The organism is Prosthecobacter sp. Pr1, assembly GCF_057652315.1.
The window spans coordinates 133,422-146,975 of record NZ_JBYFBS010000011.1; the positions used below are offsets into that span (position 1 = coordinate 133,422).

Here is a 13,554-nt window from a genome sequence, read left to right on the forward strand (position 1 = left end):
GAAAAAAGGCCTGCGGGAAATGGCCGGGGCCTTTGTCAGCTCACGAGGATGCCTCTGCGAGTCAGGGCCGGGTCGGCTTGAGGAATGAGATTCAAACCCCCTTCCCCATTCAGCACGTGGCAGACAGGTGTCATTCGCTTGTCGATGTTGCTTCCGCTTCCGCTCCCATCGCTGGGAACTGTGGTATCCGAGTCTGCAGGCAGCACCGCAAGTCCGAGCTGTCTCAGCCCCCCTCTGCAATCTCAGGGATCGTTTTTTGCGGCCTGATTCGGAGCAGGGCACCTGTCATCTGGCACATGTGTGATCGGAATTCAGCGTCCGCAAAGAGCTTCACCTCCTCCTGCTATGGGGGTTTTTCAAATATGCTCCGTTCCTATCCACCCTCATCATCTCCCATTCTCCCCTGGCCCCACCCTGCCAGCTGGCCGTTCCCCCCCTACCCCCATGGGCCTCTCCTCTTCACCCGCGAAGACCGCTCGTTCCGTTCACTATCCCTTCCCCATCCAGCACCTTCGACCCTCCATCCAGCCGTCTTTCCCCCGCCGCTGAAACGCTGTCTGCGATTCCCTTTTGTTCCACATGGAACAATTTCCGGGCTGTGTTAGTCTCATTGCCCCCATGTCCACCAGCCTCTACACCTTCCCCAAGCACTACGACGTCATTGTCTGCGGAGCCGGCCATGCCGGGGTAGAGGCCGCCATGGCGGCTGCCCGACTTGGTTGCCAGACGGCCATCCTCACCCAGAACCTCGACACCATCTCCCAAATGTCCTGCAACCCCGCCATCGGGGGCTTGGCCAAGGGGCATGTGGTGCGGGAGATCGATGCTCTTGGAGGGGTGATGGGCCGGAATACGGACGCCACGGGTATCCAGTTTCGCATGTTGAACGCCCGCAAAGGGCCCAGTGTGCAGGCTCCCCGGGCCCAATGCGACAAGAAGGCTTACCAGTTTCGGATGAAATGGCTGATCGAAAACCAGCCCAACCTCGACCTCCATCAGGGCAATGCCGCTGAGATCTTGGTCGAAAACGATGCCATCACCGGCATCCGCACCAGTCTCGGGATGATCTATCGGGCCAAGGCGGTGGTCATTTCTTCCGGCACTTTCATGCGCGGACTCCTCCATGTGGGGCAGCAGAACCAGGCTGGCGGGCGTATGGGGGACAGCATTTCGACCCTTTCTGACAGCCTTCGTGAGCTCGGTTTCGACGTCCAGCGCTTCAAAACCGGGACCCCTTGCCGTCTCAACAGCCGCAGCATCGACTTCTCCAAGTGTGAACTTCAGCCCGGAGACGAGCCCGCCCCCCGCTTCAGCTACCTCTCCGGCACCCTCCCGGAGGATGAAGATGAGGGGGGCGGGGGTTCGAATCCCCTTAGCTCCACACTCCTCCCCGGCACCGGTCCCAACCAGTTTACCCTCAACTCCTGGGCTCCGGAAAAGTTCCACGTGGAACAAATTCCCTGCTGGATCACCTACACGACACCCCAAACCCACGACATCATCCGGGCCAACATCCACAAGTCGGCCATGTATTCCGGCCGGATCGAAGGGGTCGGGCCGCGCTACTGCCCCTCTGTGGAGGACAAGGTGGTGCGCTTTGCGGAGAAGGAACGGCACCAGATTTTCCTCGAACCCGAGGGTCGCCACACCCGCGAATTCTACGTCAACGGCGTCTCCACCTCCCTGCCCTTCGAGGTCCAATATGACTTCATCCGGTCCATCCCGGGCCTTGAAAAGGCCGAGATCGTCCGTCCCGGATACGCGGTAGAGTATGACTACTGCCCCCCTACCCAGCTGCATCCCACCCTGGAAACCAAGCGTGTTTCCGGCCTCTACTTTGCCGGGCAGATCAATGGCACCTCTGGCTACGAGGAGGCCGCAGGTCAGGGCCTCATCGCCGGGGCCAATGCCGCGCTCAAGGCCCAGGGCCGCCCCCCTTTCCTGCTCCAGCGCAGCCAGGCCTACCTCGCCGTGATGATCGACGACCTCGTCACCAAAGGCACCACGGAGCCCTACCGGCTTTTCACCTCCCGCGCTGAGTATCGCCTGCTCCTCCGCCAGGACAACTGCGACCTCCGCCTCACCCCTCTCGCTGCCGCCATCGGTCTTGCCTCCCCCTTCCGCATCCGGCATACGGAGGCCAAATCCACCGCCCTCGCCACCGCCCGCACTCTGCTGCAGGAGGTCCGCTTGGATGGCGTGACTCTCGAAAAATGGCTGCGCAGACCCGAAAGCATCCCCTCCCAGCTGCCTGCCGAGATCTACTCCCAGTTCACCCCTGAGGTCTGGAGCTTGGTCGAAAACGACGTCAAATACGCTGGCTACATCACCCGGCAGGAAGACATGGTCGCCAAAACCTCCCGCATGGAGGAAAAGATGATCCCTGCTGACTTCGATTACCACGCCATCCCCGGCCTCAAAACTGAAGCCAAACACCGCCTCACGGCCCTCCGTCCCGCCACTCTCGGCCAAGCCGCGAGAGCCCAGGGCGTGAATCCGGCGGATATTGCCCTGCTGGCTGTCATGTTAAAGCGCGGTAGCAAGGAACTCGAAGGCACCGATTTGGGGGCTTAGTCTTCGCTCTTCAACCGTGACATGAGGTCAGGAGATCTTGGTTTTGCACGCCTCTTCACGGCGTGATCAAAACCTTCAGCACACCCTCCGCACGACTGCCAAAGACTTCGTAACCCTGCTTGATATCGGCCAGTGAGAAGCGGTGTGTGACGAGCATGGTGGGGTCAAACCGACCGGACTGCACCACATTGATCAGCCGACGCATGCGCTCCTTCCCACCCGGACAGAGCGTGGTGACGATGCGGTGATCGCCAAGCCCGGCGGCATAGGCTTCGTAGGGTATCTGAAGTTTGCCGGAATACACACCAAGACTGGAGAGCGTGCCACCGGGCCGCAGACAACGCAGGCAGGCCTCAAACGTCTCCTGAGTGCCGAGCGCCTCGATGGCCACGTCCACGCCGCCGCCGGTCAGCTTCAGTACCTCTTCCACCACATTGCATTCGCGAAAGTTCAGGGTCACATCCGCTCCCATTTTGCGCGACATTTTGAGCCGGTTCTCGTCGCCATCCACAGCGATGATCATGGTCGCTCCCATCAGTTTGGCACCCACGGTGGCGCACAGGCCAATGGGCCCCTGCGCAAACACCACCACGGCATCGCCGATCTGGATGTTGCCGCTTTCCGCCCCGCCAAAGCCGGTTGAGGCGATGTCTGCCAGCAGCACCACCTGCTCGTCCGTCACCTCGTCGGGGATCTTCGCCAAATTGGCTTGGGCGTATGGCACCAGCAGGTACTCCGCCTGCGCGCCGTTGATCGTATTACCAAAACGCCAGCCCCCCATCGCCTGGCAGCCGTGACCATGGCCGCACTGCGAAGGTTTGCCGGAAAGGCATGCGCGGCATTGCCCGCAGGGCGTGATGGCACCTACCAGCACTCGGTCGCCGATATTGTAGCCCGTGACGCCCGCGCCGAGCTCCTCGATCACCCCGACCGGCTCATGGCCGATGATCAGCCCGGGCTTCACCGGGTACTCGCCGCGCACAATGTGCAGGTCGGTACCGCAGATGGTTGTCGCTGTAATGCGCAGCAGCGCTTCGCCCGGTCCCACCGTGGGTTTGGGCACGGATTCAACACGGATGTCATTGATGCCGTGAAACACATTGGCCAGCATGGTTTTCATGATGGGGCCAGCATCGCGGTAAAACCCCTTCTCTGCTCCGCGGCCTTTGGCCAATGCTGTGCCGGATTGGTTATGCGACCGTCGCTAGTCGCGCCAAGCTTTCGTGACGTGCAAGGTTATCTCAGTGAGGGAGGGGGCAAAGATTTCCCAGCTCCAGAAAGTGATCTTCACCTCCTTTGGAATCCCCATAGAAATTGCACCGGTGAAGGATTTCGGATTTAATGAAAGGCCATGCACCCGCCTCCATTGCTTGCCCTCATTTTTGGGATCGTACTTGGCTTTTCTGGCCTGTCTCACGCCGACGTACCAGCAACGGAATTCTTCGCCATCGAAACTTCCAAGCTCACAAAGCTCGCTCCGACTGATGCGGACCTCGACTCTCTCTCCCGCAATCAGCTTGATGAAGTCAGCCTGGTGCATGGGTGGTACAATGGCGGGCTAGCCATGAGGTTCGACACGGCGACCTTTCGTATGGATGCCCGCTTCAGTGCCAGTGCTCACAACTCCGACGGGAGATCCGGCGTCCATCGGCTACAACATCTGCGCCAGCAACAATCAAAAGACTTGGAGCCTCCTGTCCGTGCAGGGTTCCGCTACCAAGCTGGGAAAGCAGTTCGTCACCGAGAACTGGCGGACACAGCCTGTGACGGTCGTCCTGCGCTTTTTGGATCTCAAGAAGTGAGCAGACGCACGCTGCAATTTTTGGGCAAAGCAAATCCAGATAGATTCCCTTCCCCGCCATGACTCAATTGCACTCTTCCTTCCAGACAGTGATGCAGCGGCGGATCGTCCCCGCCTTCATGATCGCCCTCAATGCCGGCGTCTTTCTCAGCCTGCTCATACCACGTCCGGCACCGCTCAAGGTGATTTGCATCGCGGTCCTCATCCAGATGATTGTCTGTCTGGTGTACTATTTCATCTACCAGAAGCTGGTATCTCTTGCTGCCGACTCGGTGGTCTATGTAAACGGTGTCCTGCGCGTCCGGCGCCACGGGCGGGAGGTTTCCATCCCCGTCGCCTCCATCGCTGGCATTCGGGGCAGGCTCGGCCTGAACCCCGAGACAATCACCCTCGACCTCTCCGCGCCGACAGCCATCGGCTCCTCCGTGACCTTCATTCCGCCCGCGCGATTTCCGAGCACCAAGGAACATCCCATGATGGCGACCTTGCGGCACTTGATCCTTCCATAGGCCGGCACCATGGATACGCTCATTTTGAAGAACTGACGCTCCATCTTCGTAAGCTGCAATAAACCCATACTTAAATCGTTCTCTCAAGCGCCATGAAAAACGTCAATTTCGTCTTATCCACTGTTGCCATTGTTCTGACCCTTCTATCATCAAGCGTCCAAGCACAGAACGCGAAGTCCACCCCCAAGCCAACGGCTTCTGAAATCAAAGTGCTCCCGTTTTGTGGCACAGCAATTAATAAGAAAATTGATCCCAAGACCCCTGGCGTATTCGATGAACTGAAAGTCACAAAAAGCAGTCGCATCCATATTCATGGAGCAAAAAAGTATGATACCGGGAGGCTTAATGGAGAAGTGGTTTGGCACCTGGGCAAGATCGCCTTGATTCCGCCGAGTGACAGGACGGGTCAATTTGTGGTGAAGGCAAAACCACAAGAAAGAGGCCGCTACTTTATGTCGATTGAATTGGAAGATAAGCTCCAGACAAAGGAACTCACGCTCAAACGCGGACAAGTGTACAACTGGCTGGTCAAATCAGAGAATGGCAACACCACTTTTAAAATCACCGAAGGCCAAGTGGAGGTGGCTTCTATGACGGAGCCTGCAGCACAGGTCAAAGGCGTGGGATTTGCTGCCACTGCCCGGTTTACCGCGAACGAGGTAGATTTGGACGTGTCGTTTGATTGACATCGCTGTTTTCGACGGTCGCTAATGCATAGGGCCGTAAATTAACTCGGAGCCTTGATGGCCGGTCCTACTTCACCTGCACCACCAGCTCCCTCACCTCCAGGGTCTCCCCGGGCCGGAGCTTGAAGCAGAAGTAGCCTTTCATGCCAGTGGAGGCTTTGCCGTTTTGCACTTGGGCGGGGGCTTCTTCGATGCGTGCGACGTATTGCCCCTGCTTGCGGCCGAGGAGGACGGTGTGCCATTGGTTGTCCTGCGGCGGGTTCAGGCAGGTGAGGCGCTGGTTGCCACCATCGGCGGACTGGAGGTCGAAGGATTCGAGCCGGCCGCGGTAGTCGGCGGAGACGATGAAGTCGCCGTCAAGCAGCGTGCCGCGATAGACAAGGATGGCGCGGGGCCAGTTGCTGTTGGTGGTGTTGCTGGCGCTGAGCACGCCGTCCTGGATCTGCACGGTCATCTTGTCCAGCGGGTGCTCGGTCCAGCGGTTGTCGGCTTTGGACCAGCACCAGACACGCCAGTCGGCGGCCTGCATGGGGATCTTGCGGGCCGTCATGGGTGATGTTGCTGCCGCAGGGGTGATGTTGCTGCCGCAGGGGTGGAGGGAGCTGTTGGCACTGCTGCTGCTGCGACTGGAGCGCCGCCGGTGGTGGGCAGCACGCGGAGCTTGAGATTGCGATACGCCACCTCTGCGCCGTGATCTTGCAAAGCGATGGAGGTGGCGCGCTTCACACCCACGCCGGGGTAGTACTTGTACTTGCTGCTGGCGATGATGCGCTGCAGCTCGGGGCTGCCCAGCTCACACTCGGCCACCTTGCGGCCATTGAGCCAGTGCTCCACGTGATTGCCATCCACCACGATGCGACCTTGATTGAACTCGCCCACGGGGCACAGCGTTTTGCCTGTAGGCGTGATCAGCGAGTAGATGGAGGCGGCGAGCCGGTTGGCCGCGTTGTTCGCATGCGGGGCATCATCCAGCACCTGGTATTCAAAGCCCACCGGGCTGTCGCCGGTGTCGCCGGGATAAAAGTTGGCCGTGCGTTTTTCACCTTCGGTGAAGAGGTATTCCACGCCGCTGTTGCCCACGGGGCCCACGCGCCATTCGAACTCAAACTCGAAGTTCGTGAACATCGCGTTCGTCACGAGATCACCGCCCGTGCCATTCGGGCGGCCATTGCCCGCAGGCAGAACGAGGCAGCCGTCCTTGATCTTCCAAGAGCCGGCTGTGACGGATTGCTTCCCATACGTGTGCCAGTCCGCCGTGCTGCGGCCATCAAACAGCAGCTTCCAACCTGCCGCCTGCTCCTGTGGCGTGAGCGTGTTGGGCGCCGCGGCCAATGCTGTCACGGATGGAATGGAAAGGGCGGCGGCCATCGCAGCCAGCCGGGGAAAGAGGGAGGGAGGTCGGTGCATGGCCAGCGGTGTGGGCCGAATCAAAGCGGAATGCGAGGTGGAAGGCAAGCCCGGAGCCTGGGGAGCATCTCATTACAAAACCGAGGCAAGAATATCGCAGTACGATGTAATGGTTGCATCATCGCGACACAAAGGTTCATTGCCGTTTATGAAGCGCCCCAACCCCGCCTCCATCGTCCTTGGTATTAGCATGCTGCTGTCTGCCTCCTGCGTCTCCGTGCCTGATGCAAACGGCACCTACAACGGCAAGCCGGTGCTCACTCGCGCCAGTCATCCTGCGGGTGGCTCGATGCGTGAGGTGAAAGGCACCTACCTTGGCCGCCGCTACTTCACGCCGCCCGGTTCCAAGAGCGGTCTGCAGTGGATCGATGTCTATGGGCAGTGATGCCACAACGTTTCAAGCAGCTTTGGAGTGATGGAGCCCATCCATCGCTCCAACTAATAGGTCGTCGCGTACAGACGTTGTGGAAGAACGCAGCTGCTTTCTGGATGCAGCCATATCTCCCTCATGAAAACCACCCTGCCCCGTTTCGTTTCCGTTCTCTGCATGCTGATGGCCCTCGTTCTGGCAGACCGTGGGTATGCGGACAACGCCCAGGAAATCATCGGGAGGTGGGAGTGCGTTGAATCGCGCATTGGCACCACGACCTTCACCACCGCCCAAGGCGAGGAGAACCTCGTGGCCGAGTTCCGCGCTGACGGAACGTTTACCGAAGGCAGCAGGTCTGGCACCTACCGGTGTTTTGATGACACCGTTCTTCGGCTGACCTTCATCGAAAATGGGAAAAAAGGTGTGAGCAAAGAGTATCAGATCCGCATCACTGGAGACTCGATGGTGAAGAAAGGTTCGGATAGGTCGAAGCTTGCTGAGGAGAAGTACCGACGCTTGAAATGACGCGAGGAATTATCCCCGCATGTGTGATGTGATTCGAATGAGCAGGTGATGGAAGCGGCAACTTATCACCCCTCGCTCCAGCGGATATCCCGCCGCACACCCATATTGTGAAAGTGATCATCGGCGTTCTGGATGAAACCCTCTTTGTCGATGCGCAAGCCTTCGGTTTTGAGAAGGCGGCGTTGTTTGCGTGCCGATTCGGGAGGCATGTTTGGGCTGATGCGCGCATTGGCTGCCACCACTCGGTGCCAGGGCAGCGCGGCGGATTCTTCCGGCGTGAGATGGCTGAGCACCGTAGCCACATGACGGGCGATCACATTCATGTGAATGGCGATGCTGCCATAGGTGGTGAACTGGCCGGCAGGGATCAGGGCGACCAAACGAATCACCTCCGCACGGATGCGGGCGAAGGCGACGGATTTTCCACGGGTGGCCATGAATGAGGAGGATGCGCAGCGTGCGCGTTTTGTCGAGGTGGTGCATGCGGAGCCACACCTGCTGCTTCCATAAATGGCTGGGAAATGTCATGGCGACGGAGTGGGGCTGGCGCATGATCGCGTTCGTCATGCGAAGTCCTCTTGCCCACCACAAACGTCTGGAACGAGTCGAACTGGAGCCCGGTCTGAACGCATTCCGCTGTCCTGAAACCGGCGGGCACTGGATCCCTGTTGAGAACTACTGGCGCTGGCGCAGCAAGCTGCCTGCGACGGAGGTGGCCGAGGATAGCACGGCGGCTGAGGCGGTGCCGGTGAGCGAATTTGATGGTGCGGTCAAACTGTGTCCTGAGTCGGGCACGGTGATGACGCGCTATCGCGTGGGCCATGGGCAGTCGTTTCGCGTGGAGCGCTCCCATACGGGCGGCATCTGGCTGGACGGTGGCGAGTGGGAGGCGCTGTGTGGCGGCCACTTGCAGAATTCGATCCATTTAATCTTCACCGCACCCTGGCAGAAGGCCGTGCGCCAGCAGGAGCTGGATGCCGTGCATCTGGCACAGCTGCGGGAGCGGCTGGGCGTGGAACTGCTGGAGAAGCTACGGGTGCTGCGCAAGGAACTGGCAGAGCATCCGCAGCGCTCCGCAGCCCTGGCATTCCTGAATGCGCAGGCTTGAGCGGCGGGTGAAAGGGTGATGATCGAGAGCCGAGGTGCATGCAGGAACTGAGCTGCCACCGGGGATTGAATAAGCCGTTTTGCAGGTCGTTTAATAAGATGGAACAACCCTCCCTCATTGTATGAAAACACTCTTCAGTCTTCTTGCTGCGGTCAGTGTGTTGAGCATCGCCATGCCTGCCAATGCGGCCCCGCCTCCGTTTGTCAATCAGCGCCGGATCGTGAGCTACCTGACCAATGGCATGCCGGTGTACGCCGTCTACCAGATCGTGGGATATGACGCCATGGGCTACCCCATTTACCAATGGGTGACGCAGCCAGTCAGCCCGGTGTATGTGCGGCCTTACTACGGTCACAGCTACGGTTACCGCAGTTACAACTATCGTCCCAACTATTATGTGCATCCCCATTTTGGCGGGCATGTCGGCGGCCCGGTATTTCATGGCGGTGGTCACATGAGCCACGGGGGCGGCCATGGAAGCCATGGCGGTGGTCATCACCACTAAGCCGGGTACAAAGCGCTCGTTGGTCAAGACCCGCCGCTGATTCAGCGGCTGGGCGCAGAGGCTAGCAGGCCGAGCGTGCGCAGCGAGGCGAAGAGCTGCCTCCCAAAGGCCTGCAGCAGATCGGCGTCCACCTGCTCGCGTGCAGCAGGCGCACCCTGTTTCGCCGGAGAAACAGGAAGGGACTGCTCCAGCGTCGGGACATGAATGAAGAGCACAAGGCGCAGCGCCTCAGGATGCTGCTGCTGGGCGTAGAGGAGTGAATAAAGCATTTCCTCGCACAGGTAACGTCCGGCGCTCTGAGACACGTGGGTGGGAAACCCCGCCTGGGTCAATGCGGCGGCAAGGTCCTTCACCTGCGCCTGCTGTTTCAGCACAGGGGCTGAATTGCTGACGATGTCCGGTGTGGCAGGTTTGGCCTTCTGGTTGTCCGGATAACTTCCACGCTGATTGTGTGCGAGGATTTCGATCTGAAACTCCGGGGTGCCTTCACCAAAAGCGATCCACACCTGCGGCAGCGGTTGGGTGTTGTTGATGGCGGTCAGCGGGGCGCCCCAGACGACGGGTATCTGCAAGGCGCGGACTTCGCGAGGGAAGGCCTTGGCGATTTCTCGAGCCAGAATCCAGGAGGCATTGCGGTCACGACCTCCAAAAGGCTCAAAGCCGCTGACCACGATGGCAGGCTGCTGCGTATCGGCCGCAGTCTGCGCACGCAGAACAAAGCCTGTCAGACTGAAGGCTGCGAACCAGACAAGCGTGCGAGCGGCGGTCATTGCACCTGCATGCCGCTGATTTGAAACATGCCGCTGTCACTCGTCTTATCCTGCAAATACCAGGTGCCTGAGAGCAGGGCAGAGCCCGGCGGGAGCGAGCCCTGATAGAGCACCGGCGGCTCCTTGGAGTGGCGGTAGGTTTTGCGGAATTTCAGATGGATATAGCCGCTCTCACTCACGCAGGTGCCGCTGACGTTGGACCAGACATAGCCATCCTTCAGAACGCCAGAGCCGGTGTAGGCTTCCTTGATCACTCCGGTGATATTGCTGGAGCCGCGCGCCTGCTTTATAGAGATCTCAAAGGAGACCGTCTGCCCGGCCAGCTTGTGATAGGCACCGCCGTAGGTGTAGGATCCCTGGTAGATGCCCTGCACATTGGGTGTGGCGGCACCGGACAGCCCGCCATTGCCCGCAGGCACTTCGCAGGATGCCAGCAGCACCAGCGCCGCAGCTTGCAGCATCCAGGCTTGCAAGCGTTGAAAGACAAACAAAGTGGCTGGGGTGGATGACTTCATACGGCACGCATTCTGCCCGCAAAGCAGCGGCGCTGTCAATCCGCATGAATCCTATCTTTGATCAGGCGCGATGAGGTGACTTCAGGCCGCGTCCCTTACTTCACTGGAGCAGCTTTGGGCGCTTCTTTGGCCTCGGCCTTTTGGAGGATAGCAGCCTCGTTGATGGCGGCCGTTTTTTTGTCGGCGGCGGCCCTGACTTCGATGGCCTTTTGCCGGGTTTCAGCATCCATGTCCGCCTGGGCGGGCGCGGCTTTTTTGTGGCAGGCCATCTGGCCGGAGCCAAGGAGAAGACTAAGCATCAACAGAGGGGTGTTCATGGGCGAGCTTCCACGCGTATGGCATGGATCACAAGCCCGGTTCCCCTCTAGATCTCATGCGAGTGCGCGGCGTTGTTTCAGAGCCACGCAGGATGACGCGCATAAAAGCCGTCGTAGGAACGGCTGGTTGCACGCCAGCGGGGCCCCTCCCCGGTCAGCGCGCCCGAGGTGTCAAAACGGAGGCCGCAGATCTGCAAGAAAACGTGGTGCTTGGGTTTGACGAAAAGCGTGACATAATTCCCAGGTCCGGCCCAGGCGTACCGGGCAAAGGCCACGGAATTGAGCGGCTTGTCCAGCAGCTTGGCACGGTAGAGCACGTGAGAGACGGAGCCCGAGCAGTCGAAGCCGTTATCAAACAGAACTTTGTGACCCCCGCCCCACTTGTAGGGCTTCCCCACCAGTTCATTCCCGGCGGCCACCAGCTGATGAACCACCGCAGGGTGGGTTTCATGCGCGAAGGCATAAACGCCATTGAAATACAATGGCACGATTGCAGGAGGGGCCATGTAGTAGCCCATACCTCCTCCAATCGTGCCCAAGGCACCCCACATACCCAGTTTCATCCAGTGCCTGCGCCCGAACAGCTGCCGCACACATTCGGCTTCGGGCGTGTCACTCAGAGATTCTGGTATGGGGGTGTCATCCTCTTGTTTGTCCACGCAAACACAGTAATTCAAATGTCTGAGTTGCGCGCCTAAGTAGATATTCAGATCCGTCGCAGGTCTATCTTAGCTTCTTAAGATGAATAGCGGGATCTTATACCGGGTAGCGATTTAATGAGAGCCAGGACCCAAGATAGCTGGGCGGTCGCGTCTTCATGCCATAAAAAACCGCTGCCCCGTGAAGGGCAGCGGTTGGGAAGGATGCGCATGGGCGCTGGGCCCGGGCGGTGGCTTTTAGACCTTGGCCTTCTTCTCTTCTTTCTTCTTCGCAGCGGGCTTCGGCCGTTCTGGCGGAGACAGCGGCTCCTCGGCAGGGGCTGGAGGTATTGGGATGAGCGGGAAGGGATTGGCCTGCGGCTCCATGGCGTACTCGCGGTCTTTGAGGATGCCAGGCTGTGGCACAGGGTACTTGCCGTTTGCATCAGCGATGAGCGGTGCAGGACCATCAAGGGTGAGCTTGTCGACGCCTGGGGCGAACTCGAACGCGCTGTTGATGTAGTCATCGTAGCGAACGACCTGGCCGGTGTGCGCCGCGGCACGGCCCATGGCGGTGGTGACGCTGGACTTGATGCCGCGCTCCACTTCATTGTAAGGCTTGTCGGCAACGATGGCGTCGATGAGGTCCTGCCACTCGAGGTCATACGGATTCGGCTCCGGCTGCTTGCCGCGCCAGATGATGTTGGAGCGCTGCATCTTCTGGCTGTTGAAGGTCATCGCCTTGGAGGGGAAGTGACCGGCGGTGGAGACGATGGCGCTGCCCTTGGTGCCATGCACCTGGGTGGCAAACTGGTTGTGCGTGCCGATGGCGGTGCGGCCTTCGAGGAAGAGCTTCGCGCCGTCTTTGAAGGTGTACTCGCAGCTGTAGTGGTCGAAGTTCTGATCAATGTAGTCACCGCGGTCGCTGCGGCCGCCGCTGGCCTGCACTTCGACCGGCCAGTCGTTCTTCATCCAGCAGGCTTCGTCGATGTTGTGGATGTTGAAGTCGCTGAAGCCGCCGCCGCTCGCCCACAGGAAGCTGTGGAAGCGCTGGATCTGCCACTGCAGTTCGCTCGGGTCCACTTTCGGATCACGTGGGAGGGTGAAGGCAGAACCCACGGGGCCCTGCATGCGGTAGGCGCGCATGAGGAGGAGATCGCCGATCTCGCCGTCCTGAATGCGGTTGAAGAGTTCGCCACGGACGCGACAGTGGCGGCACATGAGGCCCACGCCGACTTTGAGATTCTTCTTCTTGGCTTCTTCATTCAGCGCCAGCAAACGGCGGGCGGTGGGGCCGTCGGTGCAGATCGGCTTTTCCATGAAGATGTTCACGCCCTTTTCGATGGCGTATTTGAAGTGCACCCAGCGGAAGGCCACCGGCGTGGTGAAGATGGCCACGTCACCTTTGCGCAGGGAGTCGATGGCGTTTTTGTAGGCGTCGAAGCCGATGAACTTCGCGTCTTCAGACACGGACATGCGGTCAGGGTGCTTGGTGCTCAGTGCTTCAAAGCTGCCCTTGAGACGCTTTTCAGAAACGTCTGCCATCGCCACGAGGCGGGTCACGCGCTTCTGGATCCCCATGGCATTGCTGGCAGCACCGGTGCCACGGCCACCGCAACCGATCAAAGCCGTGCGGATTTCATCACTGCCAGCGGCATGAACATTGGGAAGGGTGATGCCGGAGAGCACGGACAGACCGGCGGCAGTCTTCGTGGTGGTTTTGAGAAATTCGCGCCGGGATGAAGCGGCAGGGTCGGTGATAATGGTATTCATGAGGAGCACTTTTGTACGTTGCCTCATGGGCCGAGTTTGCCAAAGAATCTTCGCTG

Annotated in this window: 18 protein-coding genes; 8 read left to right on the top strand and 10 right to left on the bottom strand. The window is 59.6% G+C overall.

The window, feature by feature from the left end; genetic code table 11:
* Positions 1 to 618 precede the first annotated feature (618 nt).
* Positions 619 to 2,574 carry a tRNA uridine-5-carboxymethylaminomethyl modification enzyme MnmG/GidA gene (locus AC24GY_RS18260; protein WP_487686072.1) on the top strand — a complete coding sequence of 652 codons (1,956 nt, stop codon included), beginning with the start codon at positions 619 to 621 and terminating at the stop codon, positions 2,572 to 2,574.
* 55 nt (positions 2,575 to 2,629) lie between these two features.
* Here the strand turns inward: AC24GY_RS18260 and AC24GY_RS18265 are convergent, their stop codons facing one another.
* Both AC24GY_RS18265 and AC24GY_RS18270 read right to left on the bottom strand, forming a co-directional pair.
* Positions 2,630 to 3,694: a zinc-binding dehydrogenase gene (locus tag AC24GY_RS18265; protein ID WP_487686075.1), complete on the bottom strand. Its 1,065-nt coding sequence runs from the start codon at positions 3,692 to 3,694 to the stop codon at positions 2,630 to 2,632.
* A gap of 84 nt (positions 3,695 to 3,778) precedes the next feature.
* Positions 3,779 to 4,114, bottom strand: a complete 336-nt coding sequence (locus AC24GY_RS18270; RefSeq protein WP_487686078.1) for a hypothetical protein — start codon at positions 4,112 to 4,114, stop codon at positions 3,779 to 3,781.
* A gap of 73 nt (positions 4,115 to 4,187) precedes the next feature.
* Here AC24GY_RS18270 and AC24GY_RS18275 point away from each other — a divergent pair, with 73 nt between their 5' ends.
* From AC24GY_RS18275 to AC24GY_RS18285, 3 genes are all read left to right on the top strand, one after another.
* Positions 4,188 to 4,376: a hypothetical protein gene (locus AC24GY_RS18275; RefSeq protein ID WP_487686081.1), complete on the top strand. Its 189-nt coding sequence runs from the start codon at positions 4,188 to 4,190 to the stop codon at positions 4,374 to 4,376.
* A gap of 58 nt (positions 4,377 to 4,434) precedes the next feature.
* Entirely contained in the window at positions 4,435 to 4,884 is a 450-nt protein-coding gene (locus AC24GY_RS18280) for a hypothetical protein (RefSeq protein ID WP_487686083.1), read from the top strand.
* A gap of 92 nt (positions 4,885 to 4,976) precedes the next feature.
* Positions 4,977 to 5,570 carry a hypothetical protein gene (locus AC24GY_RS18285; RefSeq protein ID WP_487686086.1) on the top strand — a complete coding sequence of 198 codons (594 nt, stop codon included), beginning with the start codon at positions 4,977 to 4,979 and terminating at the stop codon, positions 5,568 to 5,570.
* Between the two features lie 67 nt (positions 5,571 to 5,637).
* Here AC24GY_RS18285 and AC24GY_RS18290 read toward each other — a convergent pair whose 3' ends face one another.
* Positions 5,638 to 6,120, bottom strand: coding sequence for a LamG domain-containing protein (locus AC24GY_RS18290; protein ID WP_487686089.1), 483 nt, complete (start codon positions 6,118 to 6,120; stop codon positions 5,638 to 5,640).
* The gene (locus tag AC24GY_RS18295; RefSeq protein WP_487686093.1) at positions 6,117 to 6,977 is read right to left on the bottom strand and encodes a 3-keto-disaccharide hydrolase; all 861 of its coding nucleotides are present in this window, start codon (positions 6,975 to 6,977) and stop codon (positions 6,117 to 6,119) included. Before AC24GY_RS18295 ends, AC24GY_RS18290 begins: the two co-directional genes overlap by 4 nt.
* Positions 6,978 to 7,125: 148 nt before the next feature.
* Here AC24GY_RS18295 and AC24GY_RS18300 point away from each other — a divergent pair, with 148 nt between their 5' ends.
* On the top strand, positions 7,126 to 7,362 hold the full coding sequence (locus AC24GY_RS18300; protein WP_461524436.1) for a hypothetical protein: 237 nt from the start codon (positions 7,126 to 7,128) through the stop codon (positions 7,360 to 7,362).
* Positions 7,363 to 7,485: 123 nt separating this feature from the next.
* Positions 7,486 to 7,872 (top strand): hypothetical protein, encoded by a 387-nt coding sequence (locus tag AC24GY_RS18305; RefSeq protein ID WP_487686097.1) that lies wholly within the window; start codon positions 7,486 to 7,488, stop codon positions 7,870 to 7,872.
* A 65-nt stretch (positions 7,873 to 7,937) separates the two neighbouring features.
* On the opposite strand, the gene AC24GY_RS18310 is transcribed toward AC24GY_RS18305, so the two are convergent.
* Positions 7,938 to 8,309 carry an MGMT family protein gene (locus AC24GY_RS18310; RefSeq protein ID WP_487686100.1) on the bottom strand — a complete coding sequence of 124 codons (372 nt, stop codon included), beginning with the start codon at positions 8,307 to 8,309 and terminating at the stop codon, positions 7,938 to 7,940.
* A gap of 128 nt (positions 8,310 to 8,437) precedes the next feature.
* Here AC24GY_RS18310 and AC24GY_RS18315 point away from each other — a divergent pair, with 128 nt between their 5' ends.
* Both AC24GY_RS18315 and AC24GY_RS18320 read left to right on the top strand, forming a co-directional pair.
* Positions 8,438 to 8,980, top strand: coding sequence for a TFIIB-type zinc ribbon-containing protein (locus AC24GY_RS18315; protein WP_487686103.1), 543 nt, complete (start codon positions 8,438 to 8,440; stop codon positions 8,978 to 8,980).
* Positions 8,981 to 9,101: 121 nt separating this feature from the next.
* Positions 9,102 to 9,485 carry a hypothetical protein gene (locus AC24GY_RS18320; protein ID WP_487686106.1) on the top strand — a complete coding sequence of 128 codons (384 nt, stop codon included), beginning with the start codon at positions 9,102 to 9,104 and terminating at the stop codon, positions 9,483 to 9,485.
* Between the two features lie 41 nt (positions 9,486 to 9,526).
* On the opposite strand, the gene AC24GY_RS18325 is transcribed toward AC24GY_RS18320, so the two are convergent.
* The 5 genes from AC24GY_RS18325 to AC24GY_RS18345 form a co-directional block, all read right to left on the bottom strand.
* Positions 9,527 to 10,255, bottom strand: a complete 729-nt coding sequence (locus AC24GY_RS18325) for a pyroglutamyl-peptidase I family protein (RefSeq protein WP_487686109.1) — start codon at positions 10,253 to 10,255, stop codon at positions 9,527 to 9,529.
* Positions 10,252 to 10,770 carry a hypothetical protein gene (locus tag AC24GY_RS18330; RefSeq protein WP_487686112.1) on the bottom strand — a complete coding sequence of 173 codons (519 nt, stop codon included), beginning with the start codon at positions 10,768 to 10,770 and terminating at the stop codon, positions 10,252 to 10,254. Before AC24GY_RS18330 ends, AC24GY_RS18325 begins: the two co-directional genes overlap by 4 nt.
* Before the next feature lie 95 nt (positions 10,771 to 10,865).
* Entirely contained in the window at positions 10,866 to 11,087 is a 222-nt protein-coding gene (locus AC24GY_RS18335) for a hypothetical protein (protein WP_487686115.1), read from the bottom strand.
* A gap of 77 nt (positions 11,088 to 11,164) precedes the next feature.
* Positions 11,165 to 11,593: a peptidoglycan endopeptidase gene (locus tag AC24GY_RS18340; RefSeq protein ID WP_422315844.1), complete on the bottom strand. Its 429-nt coding sequence runs from the start codon at positions 11,591 to 11,593 to the stop codon at positions 11,165 to 11,167.
* A 390-nt stretch (positions 11,594 to 11,983) separates the two neighbouring features.
* Entirely contained in the window at positions 11,984 to 13,498 is a 1,515-nt protein-coding gene (locus AC24GY_RS18345; protein WP_487686119.1) for a Gfo/Idh/MocA family protein, read from the bottom strand.
* Positions 13,499 to 13,554 lie beyond the last annotated feature (56 nt).